General features: G+C 65.7%; 25 protein-coding genes and 1 pseudogene. 18 read left to right on the top strand and 8 right to left on the bottom strand.

What is annotated here, in order from left to right; translation table 11 throughout:
* Nucleotides 1-21: 21 nt before the first annotated feature.
* The 5 genes from KX816_01530 to KX816_01510 all read left to right on the top strand — a co-directional run bounded on the left by KX816_01530 (nt 22) and on the right by KX816_01510 (nt 6,525).
* Nucleotides 22-2,091 (top strand): TonB-dependent siderophore receptor, encoded by a 2,070-nt coding sequence (locus KX816_01530; protein QXQ08344.1) that lies wholly within the window; start codon nt 22-24, stop codon nt 2,089-2,091.
* A gap of 4 nt (nt 2,092-2,095) precedes the next feature.
* A complete protein-coding gene (locus KX816_01525; GenBank protein ID QXQ06777.1) occupies nt 2,096-3,226 on the top strand; it encodes a PepSY domain-containing protein in 1,131 nt (376 codons plus the stop codon).
* A complete protein-coding gene (locus KX816_01520; GenBank protein ID QXQ06776.1) occupies nt 3,223-3,438 on the top strand; it encodes a hypothetical protein in 216 nt (71 codons plus the stop codon). The genes KX816_01525 and KX816_01520 overlap by 4 nt, the downstream gene beginning before the upstream one ends.
* A 59-nt stretch (nt 3,439-3,497) precedes the next feature.
* Nucleotides 3,498-5,360, top strand: a complete 1,863-nt coding sequence (locus KX816_01515) for a tetratricopeptide repeat protein (GenBank protein ID QXQ06775.1) — start codon at nt 3,498-3,500, stop codon at nt 5,358-5,360.
* An 862-nt stretch (nt 5,361-6,222) separates the two neighbouring features.
* Nucleotides 6,223-6,525 (top strand): PEPxxWA-CTERM sorting domain-containing protein, encoded by a 303-nt coding sequence (locus tag KX816_01510; GenBank protein QXQ08343.1) that lies wholly within the window; start codon nt 6,223-6,225, stop codon nt 6,523-6,525.
* 33 nt (nt 6,526-6,558) lie between these two features.
* Here KX816_01510 and KX816_01505 read toward each other — a convergent pair.
* Nucleotides 6,559-7,571 (bottom strand): annotated as a pseudogene (locus KX816_01505) (aminotransferase class I/II-fold pyridoxal phosphate-dependent enzyme).
* 643 nt (nt 7,572-8,214) lie between these two features.
* Here KX816_01505 and KX816_01500 point away from each other — a divergent pair.
* On the top strand, nt 8,215-8,886 hold the full coding sequence (locus KX816_01500; protein ID QXQ06774.1) for a PEPxxWA-CTERM sorting domain-containing protein: 672 nt from the start codon (nt 8,215-8,217) through the stop codon (nt 8,884-8,886).
* Between the two features lie 44 nt (nt 8,887-8,930).
* Here KX816_01500 and KX816_01495 read toward each other — a convergent pair whose 3' ends face one another.
* Entirely contained in the window at nt 8,931-11,117 is a 2,187-nt protein-coding gene (locus KX816_01495; protein ID QXQ06773.1) for a TonB-dependent receptor, read from the bottom strand.
* Between the two features lie 227 nt (nt 11,118-11,344).
* Between KX816_01495 and KX816_01490 the strand changes: the two genes are divergently transcribed.
* Nucleotides 11,345-11,824, top strand: coding sequence for an SgcJ/EcaC family oxidoreductase (locus KX816_01490; protein ID QXQ06772.1), 480 nt, complete (start codon nt 11,345-11,347; stop codon nt 11,822-11,824).
* 6 nt (nt 11,825-11,830) lie between these two features.
* Here the strand turns inward: KX816_01490 and KX816_01485 are convergent, their stop codons facing one another.
* On the bottom strand, nt 11,831-13,387 hold the full coding sequence (locus KX816_01485) for a twin-arginine translocation signal domain-containing protein (protein QXQ06771.1): 1,557 nt from the start codon (nt 13,385-13,387) through the stop codon (nt 11,831-11,833).
* Nucleotides 13,388-13,401: 14 nt separating this feature from the next.
* Complete coding sequence (locus KX816_01480; protein ID QXQ06770.1) at nt 13,402-13,917, bottom strand: TonB-dependent receptor plug domain-containing protein; 516 nt, start codon at nt 13,915-13,917, stop codon at nt 13,402-13,404.
* Between the two features lie 261 nt (nt 13,918-14,178).
* Between KX816_01480 and KX816_01475 the strand changes: the two genes are divergently transcribed.
* A complete protein-coding gene (locus KX816_01475) occupies nt 14,179-14,973 on the top strand; it encodes a DeoR/GlpR family DNA-binding transcription regulator (protein QXQ06769.1) in 795 nt (264 codons plus the stop codon).
* 248 nt (nt 14,974-15,221) lie between these two features.
* Here the strand turns inward: KX816_01475 and KX816_01470 are convergent, their stop codons facing one another.
* Nucleotides 15,222-15,575 carry a hypothetical protein gene (locus KX816_01470; GenBank protein QXQ06768.1) on the bottom strand — a complete coding sequence of 118 codons (354 nt, stop codon included), beginning with the start codon at nt 15,573-15,575 and terminating at the stop codon, nt 15,222-15,224.
* Nucleotides 15,576-15,608: 33 nt separating this feature from the next.
* Complete coding sequence (locus KX816_01465) at nt 15,609-15,839, bottom strand: hypothetical protein (GenBank protein QXQ06767.1); 231 nt, start codon at nt 15,837-15,839, stop codon at nt 15,609-15,611.
* Nucleotides 15,840-16,038: 199 nt separating this feature from the next.
* Here KX816_01465 and KX816_01460 point away from each other — a divergent pair, with 199 nt between their 5' ends.
* Both KX816_01460 and KX816_01455 read left to right on the top strand, forming a co-directional pair.
* Nucleotides 16,039-16,332 (top strand): hypothetical protein, encoded by a 294-nt coding sequence (locus KX816_01460; protein QXQ06766.1) that lies wholly within the window; start codon nt 16,039-16,041, stop codon nt 16,330-16,332.
* A 171-nt stretch (nt 16,333-16,503) separates the two neighbouring features.
* On the top strand, nt 16,504-16,689 hold the full coding sequence (locus tag KX816_01455; protein QXQ06765.1) for a hypothetical protein: 186 nt from the start codon (nt 16,504-16,506) through the stop codon (nt 16,687-16,689).
* A gap of 53 nt (nt 16,690-16,742) precedes the next feature.
* Here the strand turns inward: KX816_01455 and KX816_01450 are convergent, their stop codons facing one another.
* Together KX816_01450 and KX816_01445 are read right to left on the bottom strand one after the other, a co-directional pair.
* A complete protein-coding gene (locus KX816_01450; protein ID QXQ08342.1) occupies nt 16,743-17,582 on the bottom strand; it encodes an SDR family NAD(P)-dependent oxidoreductase in 840 nt (279 codons plus the stop codon).
* Between the two features lie 63 nt (nt 17,583-17,645).
* The gene (locus KX816_01445) at nt 17,646-18,539 is read right to left on the bottom strand and encodes an AraC family transcriptional regulator (protein QXQ06764.1); all 894 of its coding nucleotides are present in this window, start codon (nt 18,537-18,539) and stop codon (nt 17,646-17,648) included.
* A gap of 145 nt (nt 18,540-18,684) precedes the next feature.
* Here KX816_01445 and KX816_01440 point away from each other — a divergent pair, with 145 nt between their 5' ends.
* The 8 genes from KX816_01440 (at nt 18,685) to KX816_01405 (ending at nt 26,822) form a co-directional block, all read left to right on the top strand.
* Nucleotides 18,685-19,656, top strand: a complete 972-nt coding sequence (locus KX816_01440; protein QXQ06763.1) for an SDR family NAD(P)-dependent oxidoreductase — start codon at nt 18,685-18,687, stop codon at nt 19,654-19,656.
* 268 nt (nt 19,657-19,924) lie between these two features.
* Entirely contained in the window at nt 19,925-22,132 is a 2,208-nt protein-coding gene (locus tag KX816_01435) for a TonB-dependent receptor (GenBank protein ID QXQ06762.1), read from the top strand.
* Nucleotides 22,133-22,258: 126 nt separating this feature from the next.
* Entirely contained in the window at nt 22,259-23,002 is a 744-nt protein-coding gene (locus tag KX816_01430) for a hypothetical protein (protein QXQ06761.1), read from the top strand.
* A 280-nt stretch (nt 23,003-23,282) separates the two neighbouring features.
* Nucleotides 23,283-23,876: a hypothetical protein gene (locus KX816_01425; protein ID QXQ06760.1), complete on the top strand. Its 594-nt coding sequence runs from the start codon at nt 23,283-23,285 to the stop codon at nt 23,874-23,876.
* A gap of 86 nt (nt 23,877-23,962) precedes the next feature.
* Nucleotides 23,963-24,331 (top strand): SDR family NAD(P)-dependent oxidoreductase, encoded by a 369-nt coding sequence (locus KX816_01420; protein QXQ08341.1) that lies wholly within the window; start codon nt 23,963-23,965, stop codon nt 24,329-24,331.
* On the top strand, nt 24,328-25,338 hold the full coding sequence (locus KX816_01415) for a sugar kinase (GenBank protein QXQ06759.1): 1,011 nt from the start codon (nt 24,328-24,330) through the stop codon (nt 25,336-25,338). Before KX816_01420 ends, KX816_01415 begins: the two co-directional genes overlap by 4 nt.
* A 309-nt stretch (nt 25,339-25,647) precedes the next feature.
* A complete protein-coding gene (locus KX816_01410) occupies nt 25,648-26,226 on the top strand; it encodes a manganese efflux pump MntP family protein (protein QXQ06758.1) in 579 nt (192 codons plus the stop codon).
* Between the two features lie 110 nt (nt 26,227-26,336).
* Nucleotides 26,337-26,822: a transcriptional repressor gene (locus KX816_01405; protein ID QXQ08340.1), complete on the top strand. Its 486-nt coding sequence runs from the start codon at nt 26,337-26,339 to the stop codon at nt 26,820-26,822.
* Nucleotides 26,823-26,838: the final 16 nt, after the last annotated feature.

The raw sequence follows: 26,838 nt of genomic DNA, 5'->3' as shown, positions 1-26,838 counted from the left end.
CAGGTGACGACGAGCACGCCGATGCAGACAGCCACCGCCGACGAGATGATCGTCGTCACCGCACCGCACTATGTCCCCGATGCCAGCGTATCCGCGAACAAGGACAATATTCCCCTCATCGAGACGCCGCAGTCGGTGTCGGTGATCAGCCGCGACCAGATCGACCTGCTCGCCTTCGTCGATGCCCAGCAGGCGGTGCGCTATACCGCCGGTGTGTTCGGCGAGAATTACGGCCCCGACCTGCGCTTCGACTTCCTGACCGTGCGCGGTTTCACTCCGAAGCAGTATATCGATGGCTTGGCAGCCCCGATCTCGACCTCGATCTACTCGGTCGGCGTCGACCTGTATGCATTCGACAGCTTCGAGATCCTCAAGGGCCCGGCCTCGGTCCTGTACGGCAATGCACCCCCGGGCGGCATCTACAACCAGATCAGCCGCCGCGCGTCCGCCGATTTCGGCGGCGAGATCAGCGCCAAATACGGCACCGACGATTACAAGCAGGTCGCCGGCACGGTTACCGGAGCGGTCACCAGCTTCCTCGATGTGCGCTTCACCGGCCTCTACCGCGACCGCGATTCTGAGCGTGATTTCGTCCACGCCAAGCGGCTACTGGCGTCACCGACCGCGACGCTCAAGCTCGGCCCCGACACCAGCCTGACCGGGCTGCTTTACTACCAGTACGACCAGGTCCGCGGCGATACCAACGGCTTCCTGCCGGTCTATGGCACGCTGCTGCCGAACCCGGTCGGCAAGGTCTCGCGCTCGACCAACCTCGGCGATCCGTCGAACCTGTACGAGCGCCGCCAGTCCGGTGCCGGATTCGAGTTCGAGCACAACTTCTCCGACAGCGTTGCCTTCCACTCGAATGCCAAGTGGAGCCATTACAGCGAGGACACGCCCACCGGCGTCTATGGCGGCGGCGGGCTGCTCAACACCACCGACCCGACATTGCCGAGCTATTACCGCACCGTATCACGCTATAACTTCAGCTACCGCGAGCAGGTCAGCAGTTTCGCCGTCGACAACCGCTTCAGTTCGACCTTCGACACCGGCCCGCTGAAGCACCAGCTTCTAGGCGGTGTTGATTATCGCAACGTCCGCAACGTCGCCGACTTCGGCTTCGTCGGGGCCGGGACCATCGACCTGTTCGAGCCGGTCTATGCCCCGCTCGCAGATGCCCAGCCCGGCTACCCGTCCGCCTTCAACGACCAGCGCCTGCGCCAGACCGGCGTCTACGGGCAGGACCACATCCAGCTCGACAAATTGTTCGTGACGCTCGGCGGCCGCTACGACTGGGTCAAGGTCGACGACTTCAACGCCGATACCAGCCGCAAGCAGCACAAGTTCACCTGGCGCGCCGGCGCGAACTACGTCCTCGATTCGGGCGTCGCGCCCTACGTCAGCTACGCGACGTCGTTCGAGCCCGTGCTCGGCACCGACTCGCTTACGGGCAACGCCTTCAAGCCGAGCACCGGCAAGCAGGTCGAGGCCGGCATCAAGTACGACGGCCACGGCATGTCGGACGATTTCAAGATCTTCGCCACTGCCGCCGCCTTCGACATCAAGCAGAAGAACGTCGTCAGCACCTCGCCGTCGATTACCCCGGTGTTCGGCACCCAGAGCGGCGCGGTCGAGGTCTATGGCGGCGAGATCGAGGTCGTCGCGCGCATCCGCCAACAGCTCGCGATCAACGCCTCGTACAGTTACACCCACAGCGAAGTGACCCGGAACGCTAATTTCGACGGCGAAGTAGGGCAACCGCTGCCGACGACACCCAAGCACAAATTCTCGCTGTTTGCCGACTATACGATCGCGCAAGGCAAGCTCGGCGGCCTCGGCGTGGGTGCCGGGGGGCGCTACACCAGCGATAGCGCCGGCAGCCTGCCCGGCGCGTTCAACCCGGTGGTCTATTACGGCCAGTCGGCGACACTGTTCGACGCGATCGTGCATTACGACACGCGGGACTGGCGTTTGGCGATCAACGGCTCCAACATCCTCGACAAGCGCTATGTGGCGCGGTGTTCGGGACCGGCAGGATGCAATTTCGGGGCGGGACGTCAGGTGCTGGGAACCGTGACGCGGAAGTTCTGACGGCGTGACCGGGCGAACGGTCCGGGGCTGGGCCTTGGTCCACAAGTGGGCCAGCGTCGTGTCGACGGCATTCCTGCTGATGCTGTGCCTGACCGGCCTGCCGCTCATCTTCCACGACGAGATCGACGCGGCGACCGGGCAGGAAGCCGTGCTGCCCAAAATTGCCGGACCGTCGCTCGGCCTCGATGCGCTGGTCGCCCGCGGGCTCGCGACGCGCCCGCGCGAGGTCGCGCTGTATCTGAGCTTCGACACCCACCGGCCGGTGGTCAACCTGACCACGGCGATCCGCACCGACGCACCAGCGGACGCAATGCACTTCATGTCGCTCGACCGGCGCACCGGGCAGGTCCTGCCGGCGACCGGTGGCGGCGTCACGGCGTTCCTGCTCGAGTTGCACACCGACATGTTCACCGGGCTGCCGGGCAAGCTGTTCCTAGGCGCGATGGGGATGCTGTTCGTCGCCGCGATCGTGTCCGGCGTGGTGCTGTATGCGCCGTTCATGCGGAAGCTGGATTTTGGCACCGTGCGCGCCGAGCGCGGGCCGCGCACCCGCTGGCTCGACCTGCATAACCTCCTCGGCGTGGTCACCGTAGCGTGGGCGATGGTCGTCGGGCTGACCGGGGCGATCAACAGCTTCGCCGAGCCGCTGACCGACGTCTGGAAGGCGGATCAGCTCGCGGCGATGACCGCGCCCTACACCCACGCGCCGCCGGTCACGCGGTTGGGATCGGTCGACGCCGCGGTCGCGACTGCCTTGCAAGCCGCGCCTCATATGCGCCCGCAGTTCGTCGCCTTCCCCGGCGTCAGCTTCAGCAGCCGGCATCACTATGCGGTCTTCATGCAAGGCGCGACACCGCTGACTGCCAAGCTGCTGGTACCGGCGCTGATCGATGCGCGCACCGGCGCACTCACCGCGATGCAGCCGATGCCGTGGTACATGCAGGGCCTGTTGCTGTCGCAACCGCTGCACTTCGGCGACTACGGCGGACTGCCGATGAAAATCCTGTGGGCGCTGCTCGACGGTGTCACGGTCGTCGTGCTTGGCAGCGGGCTCTACCTGTGGCTCGGACGCCGGCGTCCTGCGGTTGCAAGGCAAGGCCCCCGCCCGATGCTTCGCGCCGAGCCGGCAGAATGAAGCCGGCGCCGCCCAACCACCGATCCAACCGCGTGGTCTTCCGCAACCCCGCGATCATTGCCGTCGCGACGCTGACAGGGCTGGTGGCGGGTCTGCTAGGCGACGGGGTCTATGATGGCCTCGCGTGGCTGGGGCTGGGTATACCGGTCGTGGTGATCGTCGCGATGCTGTCGCGGCGCCGTGCTCAGCACGTGGTCAGGCGTCCGAAGTAAACGGCACATAAATTGCGGCGGGTGGCTGCCATGCCCCGGACTCGTTATGGCTGTCGTCGGTGACCCGGTTCTCAGCCTTCATCAGTTACAGCCACGCCGACAGTGCGGTCGCGCGCTGGCTGCACCATTCGCTCGAGACGTTCCGCATACCGCGCGCCTTGGTCGGCACGCCTTCGCCTTTCGGGGACATTCCGCACCGCCTGCCGCCGGTGTTCCGCGACCGCGACGAACTGCCAGCGAGTGGCGATCTCGGCGAGGAATTGCGTTCCGCCCTCGCCGACTCCCGTTTCCAAGTCGTGATCTGCAGCCCCCAGTCGGCCAGGTCGAAGTGGGTCAACGAGGAAATACTGAGCTTCAAGCGGGTCCACGGCGAAGGCCGGACGCTCGCGCTCATTGCATCTGGCGAGCCCTATGCCGGCGGCGATCTCGAGTGCTTCCCGCCCGGATTGCGCTTCCGGCTTGCGGCCGACGGCACGCTCTCCGATGTGCGTGCCGAGCCGATCGCGGCGGACATTCGTCCGGGCAAGGACGGCCGCCGCCTTGCCCTGCTGAAGATCATCGCAGGGCTGACCGGGCTCAAGCTCGATGCGTTGGCACGGCGCGATGCGGCGCGCCGCCAGCGCCGGTTGGCGATCGTGACGGGGCTCTCGCTGGGAGTCGCGGTGCTGACGATCGGCCTGGCGATCTACGCCGACGGCCAACGGCGGGTCGCGGAAAGCCAGCGGCGCCTAGCGGACAAGAGCCTCGAGTTTCTGATCGGCACCTTCGCGATTGCCAATCCCGCGACCGAGAATCCCAAGACCATCACTGCCCTGACCATCCTCGACAGGGTCAGCAAGCGCGCCAGTAGCGAGTTGGCCCGCGAACCCGCGGTCGGTGCGAAGCTGCTGGCGACGACCGGCGAGATTTATTTCAACCTAGGCCTGCCCAAGGAGTCCGAACGCGACCTCCGCGCCGCGCTCGCGCTTGAACCGGCTCAAAGCGAAGGCCGTGCGCTTGCGCTGCTGAAGCTGTCGACGCTCGCCTACAAGCGTGGCGACCCCAAGCAGAGCCTCGACTTCATCGCCCAGGCGAACCAGGCCTATGACCACGATGCCGCTTATGCGCCGAGCCTCGCCGCCAAGGTCGCGGAGCGGCGTGCCATGGTCGATTATGTGGCGGGGCGTTACGCCGAGGCGGCAAAGCGGCTCGACGGCGCGGCCAACTTGTTTCGAGCGCTGCCGGGCGATCACCGTTCCGAACTCGGCGGCGTCCTGATGAACGAGGCGCAGGCGCTGGTCCGGGTCCGGCGTTTTGCGGAGGCCGACAGGCTGTTCGCAGCCGCGAGCGCCCTTTACGCGGCCAAGTTCGGTACCAACCACGTCCTGACGGCGACTTCGATCCAGAACCGTGCCTGGGCCGATTTCGAGAATGGGCGCTTTGCCGAGGCCGACGCCGGGATCGGCCGCGCGGTCGCGATCTATCGCACCGTGCTCGACGACGACCATCCTTCGGTCGCCGCCTCGCTCATACTGACCGGCCGCATCCGGACGGCGCGCGGTGACTTCGTGGGCGCGCTCGCCGCGCTCGACAAGGCGCGCAGCATCTACACGCGGCTCTATGGTCCAACCAATTCAGCGGTCGGTGACGTCGACTTCTACGCGGCCGAAGCATCGTCGGCGCGCGGCGACACCGATCGTGCGCTTCGGTACGTCTCCGTAACTAAGTTGATCTACGATGCTAGCTATGGCCCGAAGGACCCGGACCAGGTCGAGCTATTGATGCTACGTTCGAGGATATTCGCTCGCGCTAATCGACCGGATGATGCGCGTCGTGACTGCGAAACAGCGCTTAAGCTGCAGATTTTGCTAGATCCGAACGACGACGGCATCATCGGGACACGCAGAATCTGTGCCGCGATTGGCACCCGCCGAATATATTAACTTAATGTGTTAAAGCGTCATGACGCGGCTACGTAAATCTGCCATAGAGGATTCTCGGTAGGCTGGAGTGGGCCTGCACACGGGGGGATTCCTGATGACGAACAGGTCTATAGCGTACTCTGGCTTGCTTTATGTTAGTCGGTTGCTATCGGGGTTGCTGCTCCTTATTGGATTTACGACGTTCTCGAGCGCTTCTGCAGCGATTGTCGTCACTTCGACCATCGGCGGGGGGCCGTCCTTCGCATTCGGCCTCTCGAATTTCGCCGGGACGAACACCGGGAACGGCGGCGTCACCTCGATCTTCCTCAATGTGCTGGGCACCGATATCGCGGTCGACAAGTTCAGCGAAGTCGACGGCGGCAATTTTCACTTCAAGGCGAACACCTATTGCACGGTGAATTGTTTCGTCTCGACGTCGGGGATAACGACCCTCACCATCCTGAACGACAGCGACAGCGCCGTCGATCTTCGCTTCGATTCTCAGATCACGGCCGGCCATCTCGGCTTCCAGTCACTCTCCAAATCCGGCAACTCGACGTCGGCGGCCTTCGACTTCTCGGTCACCGAGTTGCGGAGCGGGCAGACCACCGGAACTTTGTTGTACGGCGCGAAGGGCATCGCCGACGCCAACAACCTTTCGATCATCACGACGGATGGGTCGGTCTTCAATGGCCTCAACTCCTTCGTTACCGATACTCAGAGAGTCTATGACTGGAGCCCGACCAACCTCGACCTCGGCCTCGGAATTCTCGCAGCGCATGAAAGCATTCAACTTCTATATCGGTCCGACACGTCGATCCTCGCCGGAACGACATGTACCACTCTCGCTTGCACAAACGCGGCACCGTGCGCCACGGGAACGATGTGCGACGGTGCGCAGGTCTGTTTCGGCGACCCGCGCAACAGCGGCGGCATTACCGGTCGATCGGCTTTCCGTGCTCCTACGGCCAATCTGGAGCCGGTAATTGGGCAAGCCTGCGGCATTGCCTCGATTTCGTTCTCGGTCGTCCCCAGCGACTCGCCGCTGCCGACGACGCCCCCGGTCCTGCCGCCGGTCGTCTATGCGCTGCCCGAGCCGTCGACCTGGGCGATGCTGATCGTCGGCTTCGGACTGAGCGGTGCTGTCATGCGGCGCCGGCAGGTGGGCTCGCTGCGCCTGGCGTAAGCATCGGCGGGTAACGGGACGCCGGCGTCGTGGTTAGCTGCGTAGCGGCTGGTATGGAAGCCATGCCGTTAGGCGCGTGATGGCTTCTCTCACCAGCGCAGTCGACACCGTGAAGCCGAACCGCATGAAGTAGTGCCCGTCGACCGGATCGAAGTCGATGCCGGGTGCCGTGGCGACGCCGATCTCCTGCAGCATCCGGGTGCAGAAGGCGAGGCTGTCGTCGGTCACGTGCGCGATCGATGCGTAGATGTAGAAGGCACCGTCGGGCGGTGCGATCTCGCGCAGGCCGAGGGCCGGCAAAGCCGCGAGCAGCAGGTCCGGGTTGTGGCGATAGACTTCGACATTGCCGTCGAGCTCCGGCATGCAGTCGAATGCGGCAAGGGCGGCGTGCTGGCTCAGCGATGGCGGCGTCAGGAACAGGTTGGCGATGCGGTTGCGCGCCGCCTGCACCTTTTCCGCAGGAACGACCAGCCAGCCCAGCCGCCAGCCCGCCATGCTGAAATACTTCGAGAAACTGTTGATCATGAATGCCTCTGGTTCATAGGCCAGCATAGTCTGTGCGGGCGGCCCGAAGCTCAGGCCGTGGTAGATCTCGTCCGAGACGACACGGACACCCCGGGTCCGGCAGACCTCGGCGGGACCGCACGCCAGCTCGATCGGCGTCATGTGCGGCGTCCGTACGCAGTTGCGATAGGCGACGTATCCGGGCCGCGCCATGGCAACCCTGTCGCCAGGCGCGAACGCCGTGAGCAGCGCGAGCACCAGGGCGGCGATGCGCCGCTGGTTAGCAGGATGCGATCGGATTCGACCGTGACATCGTAGCGGTCCAGGTAGTGGCGCGCGATCCGATCGCGCAGGACCGGGCTCTCCCAGTATCCCATGGCGTCGCCGTCGAGCACCCGGTGCGCGACGTCGAGCGCACCCGCCGGTGCCCCGGTCGAGGGCTAGCCGAACTCCATGTGGATTATCGACCGCCCGGCCACGCCCATGCGGTGTGCGAGACGGCTGATCGTGATGGCATGGAACGGTTCGACGCTATCGCTCAACCGCTCGCCTTCATCTTCTACCGGTTCCGAATCCACGTCGTCGAGACCTTGGACGGGCTCGGACGCCAGCAGGATGCCGGCCATTTCCCGGAGTCGGCCGGGCCGCTCATCGGCTCCGGAACCGACCGAAACCCGGATCCGCCCGTCGATTGTGCCGTTTCGGCTATCTCGGCGATGCCAAACCGGGAGCTCTCTGCCAGCAACCCAGCTTAGGCCAGTCCGGCACAGCTGCTCTCAGACCACAAAAATACCGCCTCCACATCCACTGGGGAGACAGTCAACGGGTTTTTGACGATGGTTGCGGGATATTAAACCACAGGATCGGTCTTTATAGCTCCGTAACGTTCACTAGAACGCTCGATAACCGTTAGCGATCATAGTGAGACCCGTAATCGCGGCGATTACCAGCATTTAAGATCGGTTTCCCGACTTTTACCAGACTATCTAACTTGGTTAGGTCGTAGGGAATGTTTTACACTTGGTATTTGGCGTTGATTGACCCATGTGACTTGAGTTGAGAGCGACAATCTTGCGCATCAGGAACAATAACCGAAGGCGTGTTCGTCAAATAAACGATTGAGCAATTTGTTCTCGGTACATATACGTATCAGCCGGCGTCGGCTGTAGCTCGAGGGGACCGAGGATGCGAACGTTCAACAGGGTATTACTTCAGGTCGGTACGTTGCTTGCAACCACTGTACCTGCAGGCGCCGTGACTTACACATCGACACCTGGCGCACCTGATCCAGGTCCTTCAGCCGGTCAATCTATCATTGTCGACTTCAACGGTGCGCTGCCAGGCGGCTACGGCCTCAGCGGTGACTATGATTTTGCGACCGGAACATCGACGGTGACGGCGGCTCCAGCCGGTGACGGGACGCGATACTTGTTCACGTCGCCGCTGAAGGGCACTGGCATTGCTACGTTGACGACGCTCGATCTGTCGAGCGTCAGTTTTTACTGGGGCTCGATCGACAACTACAACGCCGTCGACGTTCTGGGTGCCGGGGGTGTCAGTCTTCTGACCTTGGCCGGTGCCGACTTCTCTCCGGCCAACGGCGGCCGGGGCAGCGCAGCCACCAACCAGCGCGTGTTCTTCACCGCTGGGGCAGGCGAAGTGATCACCGGGCTGCGCTTCCACGCCACCGGCATCGCCTACGAAATCGACGATATCGCCGGCATCCTTGCCAGCGGCGACAACCAGTCGGCGGTTCCCGAGCCGGCAACCTGGGCCCTGACGATCATGGGCTTCGGTATGGTAGGTGTCGGCGCTCGTCGCCGCCGTGGCGCTGCACGTCAGCAGCTAGCGGCCTAACGGGCGGGCGCGGCCACACGGGCCGCGCCCTTTTCCGCTTCGGATCAGAAGTTGGTGCGAACAGTCACACCGGCGGTTCGCGGCTGGATACGGATGACGCCCTCTGCATCGAACGGCGTCGATGCCAACGCACGGACGACGCCACCGCTGTCGGCGAGGTTCTTGACGAACACCGACGCCTCGGTGCTGCCGACACGCACGCCGGCGCGCAGGTTGACGACGTCATAGGCGCCCATGTCGCGGAAGCGGCTTTGCAGGTCGGAGAAGTCGGTCGTCCGGCTGCCGACGTGTTGGTAGTTGCCCCAGACGAAGCCCTCGACCTTCTCGCTCAGCGGGAAGGCATATTCGCCCGAGCCGGTGAAGGTGAACTTGGGGACGTAAGGCGCGTGATCGCCCTTCGAGGCCTGGAGATTGATTACGTCCTCGTCGAGCGCGGAGTCGGTGTAGCCGATGCCCGCAGAGAGGGTCAGGCCCTTGACCGGACGCGCGCTGGCCTCGAATTCGAAGCCCTTGCTAGTCAGCTTGCCCGCATTCTCGCGAAAGCCGAAGCCGCAGTCGAGGTCGCGGTTGGTCTGGATCTTGGACCATTTGATGACGTAGGCGCTTGCGTTGACGGTCAGCTTACGGTCGAAGAAGCTCGATTTGTTGCCGATCTCGTAGTTCCACAGGTGGTCGGGACCGTACACGGTCGGGTCGCCGTTGCGGGTGATCGTGGCTAGTTCGGCGGCACAGACGTTCGCCGGGATGACGTCGTTGATGCCGCCGAAGCGGAAACCCTTGGCCGCCTGGACATAAACCAGGTTGTTCGCGTCGATCTTGTAGGTGGCGTTGAATTTCGGATTGACGCCGCTTTCCTTGCTTTTGCGCAGGCCGGTCGAAGTCGAGCCGCCGTTGAACAGGCCAGCGGACGCCAGCGTGTATTTCTGGTGCCAGGTGAAGCCACGCAAACCGGCGGTCAACGCGAACTGGCCCAGTGTGTAGGTCGCCTCGCCGAAAATTGCGCCTTGCTTGATGCGGATGTCCTGGTTGCCGTAAAAGAGGCTGTCGACGGGGGCACCGAAGGCTGCGGACGAGATGCCGAGCTCGGCATCGATCCCGGGCACCGGGAAGTCGTTCAGATAGTGGCGGTGGCGGTTGTTGTAGTAACCGCCGATGATCCACGTCAGCGGGTGGTCGCCGACCGAAGCAATCCGGACTTCCTGGGTGAAGTCCTTGACCCTGGTGCGGTCGGCGAGGGCCGAGAACAGGTCGGTGGTGATCGTCGCCAGCGTCTTGTCGAGCTGGCGGCGATTGAGCAGGTCGACGTTCAGGTACGATGTCGCGGAGGTGACCTCGAACGCATCGAAGCGCTTGACGATGGTGCCGTTGTAGATCTGGTTCTTGAAGTTCGAACCTTCCGGCGAGCGATAGGCGCGGGTGTAGTTGCCCTCGTCGATCGGCCGGCCGCCATCCGCCATTTTCTGTGCGAATGCCGACAGGTCGATCGTCCAGTCGTCGGCCGGAACCAGCCGCAGCGCGGCGCGGACGCCCGAGGAACGGACGTGGTTAAGATCCTTTTCGCCGGTCGTGGTGTTGTCGATATAGCCGCCGAAATCGGTGCGATAGGCGAGCACGCGGAGCGCCGCCTTGTCGGTGATCAGCGGCACGTTGACGACGCCCTTGACGTCATAGCTCGGCGAGCCGTGGGCAACCGCATAGCCGGTCGCCTCGACCTTGCCACCGAAGGCCTGCAGGTCGGGCTTGCGCGTCACCAGGCGGATCGCGCCGCTCATCGCGCCGGCGCCGTAGAGCGTGCCCTGCGGACCGCGGAGCACCTCGACACGCTCGAGGTCGAAGAGGTTGTCCTCGGGATTGAACCCACTGACCGAGATCGGCGTCTCGTCGAGATAGAGGCCGACGGTCTCCTGCGTCTGCGGCTCGTCTTCCGAGATGCTGTTGCTGGTGACGCCGCGAATGATGATCTGCGAGCGTCCCGGGCCGTTCTGGTAGGCGCTCAGTCCGGGCACGGTAGTCAAAAGGTCGGTGAAGTTCTGCGCACCGAGGTTATCGATAGCATGCGCATCGACGACGGCGACGCTGAGCGGCACGTCCTGGAGCGACTGCGTCCGCTTTTGCGCGGTCACGACGATCTCGTTGAGATCGTCCGCTGTCTGTGCGGCGACGGAAGTGGCGGCGGTGACGGCAAGCAAGGCGATGACGGCGCGACGCCCCGTCGACTGGTTAAGAAGCAACTCGGTTTCCCCCTTGAGCCCGCCGGCAACGACGGGCGATATCCTGGTCCGGTCCGCGGCGCCCCCGGGGCACACGGTTACGGAAGTGCGTATGTCCCAAACCGTAACGGTTTTGTAAACCGCATAGCGTCGCAAAATTGTAATGCCGTTTGCGCCTCTCTTGTCGCCCTTGACCGGCATGACAAAGTCGATTGTACCGGGCACGGGCAATCGAGAGGCGAGACATTATGGAACGCGGTGTCATGGCGCGACTGCCGTTCATCAGCGCCGTCGCGCTGGCCTTAGCTTTTGCTAGCCCGACGCTCGCGCTGACGGGCAGCTCTCCGGTCGCGAAGGACGCGGCCGCAATCACCAGCGTGCTCACCACCAGCGCCGAGGCCTGGGCAAAGGGCGATCTCGACGGCTTCATGCGATCGTATGAGGAGTCGCCTCGGACGACCTACATCAAAGGCACCGAGGTCGTGCACGGCTTTGCCGCGGTGCGCGCGCTGTATGCGCCGCGACTGACCGGTCCCGCGGCGAACCCCGGGGTCCTGACCGTCCAGGTCAACGAGGTCGAGCCACTCGGGCCGGACTATGCCCTGACCATCGGCCATTTCCGCCTGACCCGCCCGGCGGCGGCTGGCGGTGAGGCACACGGCATCTTCACGCTGGTCTTCCACAAGTCAGCCGCTGGTTGGCGGATCGTTTCCGATCACACGTCTTAGGCGGGGTCACGAGCTCCGCAGGTTGCGCCGCAAGGTCAGCGACCCATCGGCGTTGAGGTGCTGGCGGCACGCCCAGCGCACCGGGTAGAGGACACCCTTCACCTCGATTTCCGCCTTCAGCTTAAGTCCGGCCCATTTGGCGTCGGATGGAAGCATCAGCATCGCCTGCCGGATACCGGTCGGCTCCGGATAGCCCGCATCGACGCAGCCGCTGGCGTTGATCGTGCCGTCGTCGCTGAACACCGTCAGGCGCAGGACACCGGGCACCGCGGCAACCCCGTCGTTGGCGAGGCCGATCACCAGTCCGGGCGCGCCGTCGCGCTCGAAGGCCCAGATGAAGGCCGGGTAGATGCGGTAGCCGATGCGCCGCGCCGCGCGGTCGATCGGCTCGGGGTAGCGGTCGTAATAGCTCAGCACATTGGCTGCGGCCTCGTTGTGCCAGTTCCACACCGACCAGTAGTTCGCCCCGACGGCGAGGACGTGGTCGACGATCTGCTCGTTCAGGGTGACGCCGTCGTCGATCTCGAGCTTCGACGGCTCGCCGGTGGTCATGCCGACTTCGCTGACCGCCGCGATCCACGACGGACGGTTGCTGAGCGCCTCGATCTGGGTGTTCTCGATGAAGATGGTGTCGCTGCGGATCCAGTTGCCGCTGCGCACCGTGCGGTCGAGCATGTCGGCGTTGCCGACCTTGTTGAAGTCGGGCTGGGTGTTGGTCACCAGCGGCGTCCGCGTCCACAGGCCGAGCTGGACCTCCAGCATCTGCCGCCACGTCTGCTCGGCGACGGCATTGCTCGGGAAGACATTGCCTTCGAAGGGCCAGCTGTGCCCCTCGCCCCAGAAGCCGTACATCATGGTGTCCATGTACTCGACCTGGGGATTGCCGTTGAGCTGGTCGGCGAGCAGCGCGTTGAGTTCTCGGAAGGCGGCCTGGTAGGCGGGATGGTCGTAGCGCGGCAGGGCGTGCTGCTTGCGGTGCCGGGTCTCCGCCGGGTTGCCGGGCCAGTTGCCCTTGAGTCGCACGCTCGTCACCTTGTCGATCAGGAACGCGGGCATGCCGGGCTCCGGAAAGTCGGGGTTCTCCAGCATGATGCGGAAGCCGACCGGCTTGTTGTACCGCCGCGCCAAGTCGAAGGTGATCTGCCACCAGTCGGGGAAGTCGAGCCGCCCGGCGCGCTGCTGCACCTCGCGCCAGTTCGGGCGGAGATAGACCTTCTGCACGAACGGCAGCTTGATCAGGTCCTCGATTGACTTCGCCAGCGTCTCGCCCGGAATGCGGGGTGGGCCGGTGTCGCCCGAGACATAGACCGTCAGGCCCATGCCAAAATTCGGGACGATGTCGCGCGACGGGGTGGTAACCATCACGACTTCGCTTCCGGGAACGACCCCGTCGGACGAATATTGTGGGAACGGCCCCTGGTAGAGCCGGTCCTTTACCGGTGGTCGCGAACCCCAGTCGTAGCTGTGCCAGTCGTGCTCCGGCACCGCGGCGGCGGCCAGCGGCGCGACCGCGGCGGCAGCGCCCGCGACCGCACCCGCCTTCAGGAAGTTACGCCGGTCCACCGCCGCTCGCCTCGTCAGCTCTCGAGCCGCACCGTCACAGCCGCCCGCGGATGCCGAAGAACAGCGAGCGGCCCGAATATTCGTAGAAGGCCGGGACGTTGCTGTAGGTGTTGAAGCGCTTGATCGCCGAGCCGAGCAGGTTCTATCCCTCGACATAGACTTGGACCTGCTGGGTCACGTCGTAGGCGATGATCGCCGACATCTCGTGATACGCCTCCTCCTTGATCGCGGCCGACCGTCACGCCCGGGATGTTGCCGAGCGCCTCGGCCACGTTGCGGTCGGGGAGTTGGCGTAGTTCCGCGGCCGAGATCGCATCGAGGATGGTCGAGGCATCGCGGTTGGTCTCGATCGAGCGCAGCAGGCTGGCGCGCACGCCCCAGACGACGATCTCGGGGCCTTCGTCTGCCGGCGGCAGCATCGGCCCGGCGCCGGCGGCTTGAGCGGGTGCGGACGGTGCATCGGCCAGCGCGAGGGCAACGAGGCCCGGCGCAGGAGCGGCGGTTTGCGCCAGGACGGGCACGGCCAGCATCAACGAACCGCCGCTGACGTTCGCCAGAAACCAAGCCGCGACCGGTACGAACTCGTCATCTGCTCAACCCCTTGATGCCAAGCCGCCCCTAGTGCCTATTTTTCGAGCGGCACGTTTCGCTTTGGCATTGTCGTTCCCAGTGTATTGCTATCTCGCTCCGCCGAGCGGTGTCAAACCGAAATTAAACGAAACATATTTGACCTGATTGCTAGCGGCTCGGGGAGTTGGTAAGGCAAGTCATTGCAGCGGGGCCGAACGAGCTTGTCAATTACACGCGATACCAGCGAGCGGCGCCAGCTGATCGGCAGCCTGTTACGTGATCGCGGCAGCGTCCAGGTCGCGCCGCTCGCCGAGCGGTTCAGCGTATCGATGCAGACGATCCGGAAGGACCTGCATTTCCTTACGGTCCGCGGCATCGCCGAGCGCTCTTATGGTGGCGCAATCTTGGTCGCATCGGCCGGTGTCGGCCCGGTCAACGTTACTGCCGAGCCGGCAGTCGAAGCCAAGCGGTCGAGCCATACCGACGAGAAAATGCGGATTGGCAAGTTGGCCGCTGCCATGGTCAGGCCCGGCGAATCCGTCGTTCTCGATTCAGGCACTACCACGCTGCAGATCGCCCGCCACCTGCCCGACGACGAGGACATCACCGTCCTCACCAACGACCTCGATATCCTGTCGGAGCTGGCCCAGAAGGAGCGCATCAGCATCGTCATGCTCGGCGGCAGTTTCCGCCGCAAGAACATGGCCTTCTATGGCAACCAGACCGTCGGCGCGCTCGACGACCTGCGGGTCGACAAGCTGTTCCTGGGGGTCGACGGCTTCGACATCGAATACGGCATCACCACCCACTACGAGCCCGAGGCGATGCTCAACCGCAAGATGGTGCAGGCTGCCCGGCGGGTCATCGCCGTCACCGACCAATCGAAGTTCGGCCGCGTCTGCCTGCACCGGATCATTAACATCGCCGAGATCAACGACCTCGTCACCGACAGTCCGGTGCCCGACGCGGTGCAGGCGGCGAGCGACAGCCTGGGCTTCAGGCTGCACCTCGCCTGATCGCCCGCTGCCGCGTCACGTGCCAAGGTGGAACTCGCGCCGGGCGCTGCGATAGTTGATCTTGTCGATGACAGTCCGCGGCAGGGCGAGCCCTTTGGCGTCGGCGGCAATGGCGTCAACATGCTGTACCAGCGGCGTCGCCAGATAGTGCCAGTCGGAGCGCCAGGCGTCTTCAGCCTCCTTAGCGAAACCGGCGTTCGTGGCCGGCGGGTTCTGAGCCCGCGCCTTCGGGTTGGGCGCACTCAGCGTCAGGTCGGTCCGTACAGCAGCCGATCCTGGTATTTGACGAAGAAGTTGCGAACCTTGGCGTAATCGGCGTTCGACTGGAGCTGGACCTGTCGTTCTCGGTCGTCATTTGGCCGAGCGGCAACCAGCAATTCTTGGGTTCTCCCTGGTGCGCGATCAGCGGAATGTGCCGCTCCTCGATGTGCCGCATGACGTCGTCGAAGTGCGGATCGTCGAGGAAGACGCGGTCCCTGCGCATCCTTGGCGACCATGCCGATGTTTTTCCAGACTTTTACCACAACCGCGCCCTTGGCCAGCGCGTCGTCGACAGAGCGGTTGGTGCGCTCGGTCCAGCCCGGCGTGCCGAAGTGCTTCATCGGTCTGGTGCGCCTGGGGTTATTAGCGCGACTTCACCACCGCCGAGATCTACGGCGCGCTGCCCCAAGGCCAAGTCGCTCGGCCTCGAATGGGCCGTGCTCGACGACGGCTGGGAGACGTCCGAGGGCGACTGGAAAGTCGACCGCACCAAGTTCCCGCGCGGCGATGCCGACATGAAGGCCTTCGCCGACAAGACCTTCAAGGCGATGATGGGGCGGTCCGCGCCCTTCACCGGCGACCATGTCGAGCTCAGCGACCGGCACTACGACTTCGCCTTGAGCTACGGCATCGGCGCGGTCCTCTCCACCAAGTTCACCTGGCCCGAGGATACGGCGCACCCGACCGACAAGCTGCCCCCCGGCAGCTTCAAGCTGACGCCCGCGCGAGAGGTGCTGACTTCGTGCACGACATTGCGGCGCGGGTCGGCTTTCCGCTGGCCAGCCGGATCATGGGCCTCGGGGCATGGCGCGCGACGAGGTCGCCGCCCTCGCGCCGATGGTTTCGGCAGCAGCAGCCGACGGCGACACCGACGCGCTCGCCATCCTCGAGCAGGCCGCGCGGGAGCTCGCGCTCATGGCTTCGGCGTTGCGCGACGCCCCCGGTTTACCGGCCGATGAGACGGTAACGCTGTCATGGTCGGGCGGCGTCCTGACCCGCGAGGCAACGGTCCGCGATCAGCTCGGGCGGCGACTCGAGATGGGTGGGTTCCGGATGGCGGAGCCCATGCACCCGCCAGGATGCGGTGCCGCACTCTGATGTCGCACATCTCGACCGCGTGGCTGCTGGCTCTATCGCCAGTTGAATGGCGATCTTCGAAGCGGATCTGCCAAACATCAGCAGCACGTCGCGCCACTGAAACCGTGTCGAATCCAGCAACTTGATCGACCAACGTACAGACAGCCGGATATCAACGCCCTATTTTTGGGTATGGCGCGGCCCTTCGTCCCCGATGACTACGATGTCGACTTGGTGACAGAGGCGATGGAAGTCATGGTCGTCGACGGCGAAGTCGTCGTGATGAGTGGTGCCTCGATGATTGTCCTCGACGCAGCATCGGCATCCCTGTCAGGGCATCGACTGATCGCAGCGGCCCGGCAGATCGAGCAACTCTGACGTGGCTCCCGCATCGCCGTCCCGGTCAGGGCGAGCATGAGCCGGGCATCAGCTCACTGTGCCCGCATATAGTCCGCGAAGGCCTTGGCGTAGCCGGGGTGCCAGCGAGACAGCGCTGGCCGGTTGAGTATCAGGTCGTCGGCGGCCCACTGGATGCGGCGTTCATCGGTAGTGCGGTCGACGGCGTTGTCGGGGCAGAGTATGTAAAAGTCGCCCTCGCCGAGCCGCTCCAGCATGAAGTCCACAACCTGCGCCGACGTCCACGCCGCCGCCGGCTTTTCGTCCGCGCCGGTCATGCCGGTGTGCGTGAAACCCGGAATGAGCAGGTGCGCGGACACCGTTCCGCCGGCATTGCGGAGTTCGTGCGCAAGCGTCTCGGTGTACGACTTCACCGCCGCCTTCGACAGGTTATAGGCACCGTTGCCGGGCGGGCTGGTGATGCCCTGCTTCGAGCCGGTGTTGACGATCACGCCGGGCCGTCCACTTGCCAACATCGACGGCGCGAACGCCTCGACACCGTGGACGATGCCCCACAGATTGACGTCGAGCAGCGCCTTCCAGCCGGCGCTGTCCTGCCACGGCAGGCCTGGGTTGGCACCGACCCCCGCGTTGTTCATCAGCACCGAGACCGAGCCGAAGTGCGCGGTCGCGGCTTCGTGCAGGCGCGCCACATCCTCACGCTGCGCCACGTCGGTTGCGACGGTCAGCACGGCACCATCGCTGCCGCCGACCGAAGCCGAGACCGCACGCCCCGCCCTCTCGAGCGTGTCCCCGGCGCGGTCGGCGAGCACCAGCTTCAGGCCCATGGCGGCGAAGCGGTGTGCAGCGGCCAGTCCGATCCCGCTGGCGGCACCGGTGATCACGGCGACGTTGCCGGGGGCGAATGCCGCCAGCAGTGTGGAGTGTTCGGTCATCTGGGCTCCTGGAATGCTCAATCGGACTGATGCTCGAGCGACCTACGCGTCCTCGAGTTCCCGTGGTGCCTGCAGACGGGCGGCGTCCTGCGACGGCGGCAGCCCGAACAGGCGGGAATACTCGCGGCTGAACTGCGACGCGCTCTCATAGCCGACCGCAAAGGCGACCCGTGCCGCGCCGTCCGGCCGCGCCAGCAGGCGACGCCGCGCCTCCTGCAGCCGGATCTGCTTCTGGTACTGGAGCGGGCTCATCGCGGTCACGGCGCGGAAATGCCGGTGAAACGACGAAGGGCTCATCCCCGCCAGCTCGGCCAGCCGCCCGACATGAAAGGGCTCGGCATAATGGCTGCGAATCCAGTCGACGCTGTGCCGGATCTGGCTGAGGCGGCTGTCGGAGCGGCCGATCTGGCGCAACATGCCACCCTGCGGGCCCTGCAGGATGCGGTACAGGATCTCGCGCTCGATCATCGGTGCCAGCACGCCGATCTCCGCCGGGGTGTCGAGCAGCCGGACCAGCCGCAGCAGCGGATCGAGCAGGTCGTCGGTCAGCGGACTGATCGCGAACCCGGCTGACAAGTCGCTGTTGGTACCGGGCGGCAGGTCGAGCAGCAGCGCGGCGATCGTTGCTGGATCGAGGGTCAGCGCGACGGCGATATAGGGCAGCTCCGGGCTGGCTTCGACGATCTGCCCGGTGGTCGGCAGGTCGATCGAGGCGAGCAGGAAGCTCGCGCCGTGATACTCGTGGGTCTGGTCGCCGATGGTGACGCGCTTCGACCCCTGCAGGATGAAGCACAGCATCGCCTCGTACAGCCCCGGCAGCCGCCCGGTCTTCTCGGTGCCGATGCGAATGTTCAACCGGGGGATGGGCAGGTCAACCGCGCCGGCCCGCGCGTGCCGGCACACCATTTCGCGTAGCTGGTTCATCGGTTCGGGCATGGCGGCAACATCGCCCCCCGCACCGGCGAGTACAAGCACGGCACCAGCGATCTGGCAGGATCAGGCAAGAAGCTGGCGGCATCGGGCGCGGCGATCTGACCTCCAGCGACTATCTGGGCTGGGAGCCACACACCGGGAGCTATCCATGACGCAATCACCCCAAGCACCGATCTTCGGTGCCAAGTCGACCACCGATGAAGTCCTCGCCGGCGGCGACCTCAGCGGCAAGCGTGTCCTCGTTACCGGAGTGTCTGCCGGCCTCGGTGTCGAGACCGCCCGCACCCTCGTCGGCCACGGCGCGCATGTCGTCGGTGCCGCCCGCGACCTTGCCAAGGCGCGGCAGGCGACCGCGGGCATCGTGCCGAATGTCGGCGTAGGCAGTCTCGAGCTCGTCAAACTCGACCTCGCCTCGCTCGCCAGCGTGCGGGCCTGTGCCGACGCGCTCGTCGCCGACGGCCGAAAGTTCGACGTCGTGATTGCCAATGCCGGCATCATGGCATGCCCGCAGGGCAAGACCGCCGACGGCTTCGAAACCCAGTTCGGCACCAACCACCTCGGGCATTTCGTACTCGTCAACCGGATCGCCGCGCTGATCCAACCGGGCGGACGACTCGTCAACCTGTCGTCGGCGGGGCACCGCTTCTCCGACGTCGATATCGAGGACCCGAACTTCGAGCACAGCGCGTACAACGAGTGGACCGCTTATGGCCGCTCGAAGACCGCGAACATCCTGTTCGCCGTCGAGTTCGACCGCCGCCACCGGGACGCGGGCATCCGCGCCACCGCCGTCCATCCGGGGGGCATCCACACCGAACTCGGGCGTCACCTGAGCCCGGAAGCGACCGCGCAGCTGATCGCCTCGATCGACGCCGCCCGGCCGGCGGGAGCGCCGGTGTTCGAGTACAAGAGCATCCCGCAGGGTGCCGCAACCTCGGCCTGGGCCGGCTTCGTCGCTGCGCCGGACGCGGTCGGCGGGCGCTACTGCGAGGACTGCCAAGTTGCGGAGATCGTCGATGGCGAGGGCATCCGTGGTGGCGTCCGGCCCTACGCCCTCGATCCCGATCGCGCCCGCGCGCTTTGGGCAAAAAGCGAGGCCATGGTCGGCGAGGTCTTCTAGGCCTTCGGTGCCACAATCGGCAGCGATGGTGGCGGGGTCCCAGGACTCGGTCCCGCCGCCATTGAAGCATGGGGGCCACACTGTAACGGAAACATCATCGACGGCTTGTCCGTCGCGATGATCCTGATAGCTATGCTGCAAACCTGGCAAACAGGGGACGTAGGCAGGTAACTTCCGGGGAGGAGTAGACCGAGCCAAGGGGTAAACCATGTCGTCACGCCTGCGCCGCTGCGCCCGCCGTTCAATCCTGGCGTCCGGGATTTCGCTTATGGCGATGATGCCCTCCATTGCCGGTGCGCAGGCAATCGGCACCGCGACGCAGACCGCAGACGCGACGCCCAACAACGCCGAAGTGGGCCAGGGCCTCGCCGATATCGTCGTCACCGCCTCGCGTCGTTCGGAACTGGCCAAGGACGTGCCGGTCGCGGTCACCTCGATCTCGGGCGAGAAGCTCAACACGCTCAACTCGAGCGGCCTCGACATCCGCTTCCTGTCGGCCCGCGTACCGAGCCTGCTGATCGAATCGTCGTTCGGGCGGACCTTCCCGCGCTTCTACATCCGCGGCCTCGGCAACACCGACTTCGACCCCAATGCGGCGCAGCCGGTGTCGGTGGTCTATGACGACGTCGCGCTCGAGAACCCGATGCTGAAGTCATTCCCGGTGTTCGACCTGCAGAGCGTCGAAGTGCTGCGCGGCCCGCAGGGCACCTTGTTCGGCCGCAACACCCCGGCCGGCGTGGTCAAGCTCGATTCGGCGCGCCCGTCGGACATCCTCAACGGCTATGGCAGCGTCTCGTGGGGGACCTACAACACCGTCAACGCCGAGGCTGCGGTCGGCGGCCCGATCGGCGGCGGCTTCACGTTCCGCGCGTCGGGCCTGCTCCAGCGCCGCGACGACTGGGTCAAGAACGACGACACGACCGGCCTCGCCGACCGCAAGCTGGAGGGCTACCGCGACCTCGCCGGGCGCCTGCAGCTCGGCTACGAGTCGGGCGACTTCCACGCGCTGCTCAACGTCCACGGCCGCGACCTGAAGGGCACGCCGCGGGTCTTCCGCGCCGGCATCATCGAGCAGGGCAGCAACGACTTCGTCCCCGGCTTCGACAAGGACCACGTCGCCCTCGACGGCATCACCGAGCAGAAGCTGACGCAGTGGGGCACCAACCTCCACCTCGACTATAAGTTCGACGGGCTCGGCACGCTGTATTCCGTGACCGCCTACGAGCGCGCCAAGGTCGACAGCACCGGCGACATCGACGGCGGCGACATCTACACGTTCCCGCCGACCGGCCTCAACGTCGGCCTGTTCCCGTCGAACACCGGTGGCATCACCAAGCCGCGCGAGTTCAGCCAGGAACTGCGCTTCGCGACCGAAAGCTTTGGCGGCTTCCGCGCCCAGGCCGGGGCGTACTACTTCAACCAGAAGCTCGACTACGACGAGTTCTCCTACTCGGGCACGACGGTGTCGACGCAGGACATCATGCACCGTGACAAGAACGAGAACATCGGCATGTTCGCGTCGGGCGAGTACAAGCTCGATGCGCTGACGCTTCGCGCCGGCCTGCGCTACTCGCACGACAAGAAGCGCGACATCGTCGACGGCTTCGGGCCGACGACGCCGGGCATCGTGCTGCCGATCGAGGCCCGCGCCAGCGCCAACAACGTCTCGTGGGACGCGAGCGCGACCTATGCGCTGTCGCCGTCGGTCAATGTCTACGCGCGCGCCGCGACCGGCTACCTCGGGCCGGCGATCCAGGACCGCGTCACCTTCGGCAGCGTGCAGACCGTGGCCAAGAAGCAGACGACGATCTCGGGCGAGGCCGGCATCAAGGCGCAGCTGATCGACCGCACGCTGCGGTTCGACCTGACCGGTTACTGGTACCGCACCAAGAACCTGCAGCTGACCGCGGTCGGCGGCACCTCGAATTCCGCCAGCCTGATCAACGCCGACCACGCCATCGGCTACGGCGTCGAGGCCGATATCGAGGCCAACCCGGTCGAGCATCTTGTCCTGACGCTGGGCGGCAGCTGGAACTTCACCGCGATCCGCGATCCGAATATCTCGGTCGGCGTCTGCGGCTCCGGCCAGTGCACGGTAACCAACCCGCTCGACTCCGCCGGCCGCGCGATCATCGACGGCAACCCGCTGCCACAGGCACCGCGTTACATCGCCAACGCCACTGCCCGCTACGGCATTCCGCTGCCCAACAACGAGGAAATCTTCGTCTATACCGACTGGGTCTACCGCAGCCGGGTCAATTATTTCCTCTATGCTGCCAAGGAGTTCCGCGGCCGGGCGATGCTCGAGGGTGGCCTCAAGGTCGGCTACAAGACCTTCGATGGCTTCGAGGTGTCGGTGTTCGCGCGCAACATCCTCAACCAGATTCGCATCGTCAGCGCGATCGACTTCAACAACCTGACGGGCATGATCAGCGAGCCGCGCATCATCGGTGCGGAGCTGCGCAAGACGTTCTGAGCTGCACAAGTTGAAGGCCCTGGCTGCTCGCTCCGAACGATTAGCCCGACCTGCAATGACAGTTGGCAATACTGCCGGTCGGCGCGGTATGCAGCTTGACGTCTCCGCAACGGATCGGCTTACGCGATGGAACTCGTCGCCTATGTGTTCCCCGGCTGGTCGCCACGGCTGCGTCCGGCAGCTCCGCGCCGCGACTGGATGGATGCGAGTCCGGAGTCGTTCGCCTATCGCTGCCTGCCGCTGAAGATCGCCAACGAGCACGGCTGGGAATTGCTCAGCCCGTGCGGTTTCTCGGCCGAGTGGAACGGCGGGCCGCTGGCGGGTGACGTGGCGATCACGGTGGATCCCGGCACCAGCGAGCTCGACGCACCGGTCGCGCTGTTCGGGCAGGCGACGCTGACCTTCCATGTCCCGGCGCTGTTCCGCACCCCGCCCGGCTGGAACTTGTCGATCGGCGGCACGCCCAATGCAGCGAAGGACGGCATTGCGGCGCTGGGCGGAATCATCGAGACCGACTGGTCACCGTACAGCTTCACCATGAACTGGCGCTTCACCCGCGCCCACCACCGCGTCCGCTTCGAAATCGACGAGCCGATCGCCTTACTGATGCCGGTCGAGCGGGCGGCGCTCGAGCGCTTCGAGGCCCGTATTGCGCCAATCGACGAAGCGCCCGATCTCAAGGCGCAATTCGAGGCGTGGAGCCAGTCGCGCCAGGCTTTCCAACGCGCAGTTGCCGCTAATCCGCCACAGGCTCCGACGGACCGCTGGCAGAAACTGTATTACCGCGGCCTCGAGCCCGACGGTGCCGTCGGCAGCCCCGACCACCAGGCCAGGGTGCGGCCCTGCCCTTTCACCGGCTTCGGGCAATAAGCGGTTAGAGCACCGGCGCATCGGACGCGGCTGCGCACCGCGACCGTCTGAGCGCGCACTAGGGTAGCCGCCGAGTGTGCGGGGCGGCGCGCGAGTCAGCAAGACCCGCCCCGGGTCGTACGACTTCCACGTGCAGGTCCCACGACCGCAGTTCGACTCCCGCCGACGCAGCGCTGCGTAGTCTCTGGCAATCACAGGCGTTTGGCGCCTCCTGTTAACGGTCCGGCAACTCGATCTTGAGACTTTGTGATCGGGCATATCCGATCACGGGGGAGTTCTCATGATCCCGACCAAGTTCATCGCCGTCACCGCGCTGCTGCTGGCGGGCACCGCCGCACGCGCCGACCAGTTGCTCGTCGACGGCAGCTTCGAAGCCCCGGTGGTTGCGGGCAATCCCGCCGGAGTCGACGGCCTGCTGACGTTGTCGGGAAAGGTCGGCGGCTGGACATATAGCGCCGCCGGGGTAGTCGATGCCGCCACCGCCGCGCCGTTCTTCACGGGTGCCGCGCCGGCCGGCTACGACGGCAGCCAGTACGCCTTTATCCGGGGCGGCGGCAGCATCTCGCAGACCGTCGTTGCCGATGCCAACGGGTTTTTCAGCGTCGCCTTCACGGTCGCCGGCAACCCGGGCTTTCCCGGTGCGGGGAGCAACCAGACCATCGACTTCCTGATCGACGGGGTAGTGATCCAGACGCTCGGCTTCAACGGTGGCAGCGACTTCGGCTACACCAGCGACAACATCCCGACGCTTGGCGGCGTCAGCCATACCATCAGTTTCAACGGCCTGTCGGGCGGCGACGACATCGCGTTCATCGACAGCGCGCTCGCCACTGTCACCTTTGGGGTGGGCTTCGTCCCCGAGCCGGCGAGCTAGGCGCTGATGATCGTCGGCTTCGGGCTGATCGGCACGGCGATGCGCCGCCGTCTTACCCCGCAAGCTGCGCCGGTGCGAGCCGCGGGCTGAGCAGGTGGACCGCCAACAGCGCCTGGAATAGGCTGAGCCGGCGACCGCGAACAGCGGCGTGTAGCCGTCGAGCACGAAGCCGCAGTCGACTTACCGAGGTCGACCGGGATACGGTCATCGACACCAGCCTCGAAAGCGTGTTCTTCCTGGGGCAGGCCGCGGGCCGCAATGTGACCGGACAGGAGCGCGGCAAGATCATCGACCTCGCTTCCACGCTATGTTTCCAAGGTGGCATCCGCGTGCCGAACTGCGCTGCATCGAAGGCGGGCGTCGCCGGGCTGACCAGGCTGCTCGCCAATGAGTGGACGGCCGAGGGCGTCGACGGCAACGCGGTCGCGGTCGGCGGCGGCTGGCTGGCGCGATGAGCAGCCGTCTCGTCAGCTTCGGCGAGATCATGCTGCGGCTGTCGCCGCCCGGGCGCGAGTTGCTGCTCCAGACTCCGAAGCTCGACGTCTGGGTGGCGGGCGCGGAGTGCAACGTCGTCACAGGGCTGGCGCGGCTCGGCCATGCGACCGCCCTCATCAGCGCAGTGCCCGACAACGACCTCGGACGTGCCGGCGTCGCGGGCCTCCGCGCGCAAGGGGTCGACTGCTCCGCCGTCCGGATCGCTGCCGGTCGCATGGGGCTGTATTTCGTCACCTCGGGAGCGGGAATGCGCGCGACCGATGTCGTCTATGACCGCGCCGGGTCGGCCTTCGCCGCAATGCCGCCGGGCGAGTGGGACTGGGACGCGCTGCTCAAGGACGCCGACCGGCTGCATTTGTCGGGCATCACCCCGGCGCTCGGGCACGGCCCCGGCGAGGCGGCAATCGCGGCGGCGGAAGCGGCGAGCGCGCGCGGTATCCCCGTGTCGTTCGACGGCAACTACCGGGCCCGGCTGTGGGAGAGCTGGGACAGCGACCCGCGCGGCGTGCTGACCAGGATCGTTCGCCACGCCGACATCCTGTTCGGCAACCACCGTGACATCGCGCTGCTGCTCGGGCTCGACTTCGGAGGCGACGCGGAGGACCGCCGCCGTGCTGCCGCGGACGCTGCGTTCGAGGCCTTCCCCGCGCTGCAGACCATCGCCTCGACCGCGCGCCACGTCGAGGATGCCGACCGCCACCGGCTGTCGGCGCGCATCGACGGGCGGAGCGGCCACGCCCAGACCCAGGAAGTCGCGATTGCGGGTATCGTCGACCGCATCGGCGCCGGGGACGCCTTCGCGGTCGGGGTGCTGCATGCGCTCCGGGCTGGCGGCGACCTGACCGAGGCCGCGCGCATCGGCCTCGCGCTGACGTGCCTCAAGCACTCGCTGCCCGGCGACGCCTCCCTGTTCGCGCAGGCGGACATCGACGCCTTCGTGGCCGGCGGGCTCGACGTGCGCCGCTAGGGGGCGACCCGACGACGGGTGCGCGCCCGACCTCGCCGTGCGCGCCAGTAGCATCGCGGCGCTGGTCGCGCGGCAAGGGACTTCGCCACCGATGGCAATTGACCGTTGCGGCGTCGCGCAATAGACGGAGCGCGTCCTTTGGGGAGTAGCCACCCGCACCAGCTGGGCCTTCGTCAACATGCTCGGTTCGCCTTTGGCGCGCCGTGGTGAAGGCAGCGACCGCAGTTGCGGTTTGCCCGGCAAGACCAACGGTACCGTTTCTCCCAAGGCCGGAGACCGGTGCCGTTTGTCGTGGCCCGGGAGTGCGTGATGACCGGAATTCTGACGCTGGCGGTGGTCGGGCTGAGCCTGTCTGTCGACGCCTTTGCCGCAGCGGTCGGCAAGGGCGCCACGGGGCGGCGTCCACGCTTCGTCGATGCGCTGCGGATCGGCGCGGTGTTCGGCGTGTTCGAGGCGCTGACCCCGGCGATCGGCTGGGCGATCGGCCTGGCTCTGGCGGGCTGGATCCGCGCCGTCGATCACTGGGTCGCATTCGCCCTGCTGCTCGCGGTCGGTGGCCACATGCTGTGGCAAGCCTCGAAGCCCCATATCGAGAGCGAGGTCGCACCTGATGCGCCACAGCACAACCTCCTGAAGCTGTCGCTGACGGCGCTGGCGACCAGCATCGACGCGATGGCGGTCGGTGTCAGCCTGGCCGTGCTGAACGTCCACATCGTCACTGCCTGCATCGTCATCGGTATCGTCACGCTGGTCGTCGCCACCTCCGGCGTGATGATCGGGCGCCAGGCCGGGCCCTATCTCGGGCGCTATGCAGAGGCGCTGGGCGGGGTCGCGCTGATCGCGATCGGTAGCCTGATCCTGTACCAGCACCTCAGCGGCGCGGCCTAGCCGCGCCGTTGATCGGCTTGGCTGTCGTCTAAAGCGGCAGGTAGTCGCTCCGCATATCCTTGAATTTTCTTTCTTGAACGATTCAAGATTAGCCATATGATGGCGGCATGATGGAGTCGCCGGACCCGCAGTCACGCGGGCTCATATTGGCCGCCGGAATGCGCGTGACGCGGCAGCGGGTTGCCGTGCTCGACGCAGTCGCGGCCGAGCCCCACGCCAGCGCGGCGCGCGTGCTCGCTGCGGTCGGGGCAGTCGTGCCCGGCGTCTCGCACCAGGCGGTCTACGATTGCCTGACCCACCTGACCGGGGCCGGTTTGCTGCGGCGCTTCGCGGTCGACGGCGGTGCGGCGCTCTACGAAACCCGGACGCGCGACAACCACCATCACTTCGTCTGTCGCGACTGCGCCCTCGTCGTCGACATCGACTGCGCGGTCGGCACCGCCCCCTGCCTCGAGGCCGCAGGCGGCACTGAATTCGTCATCGATGAGGCCGAGGTCATCTACCGCGGGCTTTGCATGAAGTGCGTCAGCGCGCGCGCCGATCCTGTCACGTATTTCGCCCACCCAGATCTACCAGAGGAGACTCCGAATGGCTGAAGTGAAGCACGACGAC

The organism is Sphingosinicellaceae bacterium (genome assembly GCA_019285715.1).
GTDB lineage: Bacteria > Pseudomonadota > Alphaproteobacteria > Sphingomonadales > Sphingomonadaceae > Glacieibacterium.
This window is presented reverse-complemented; position numbering and strand designations above follow the sequence as displayed.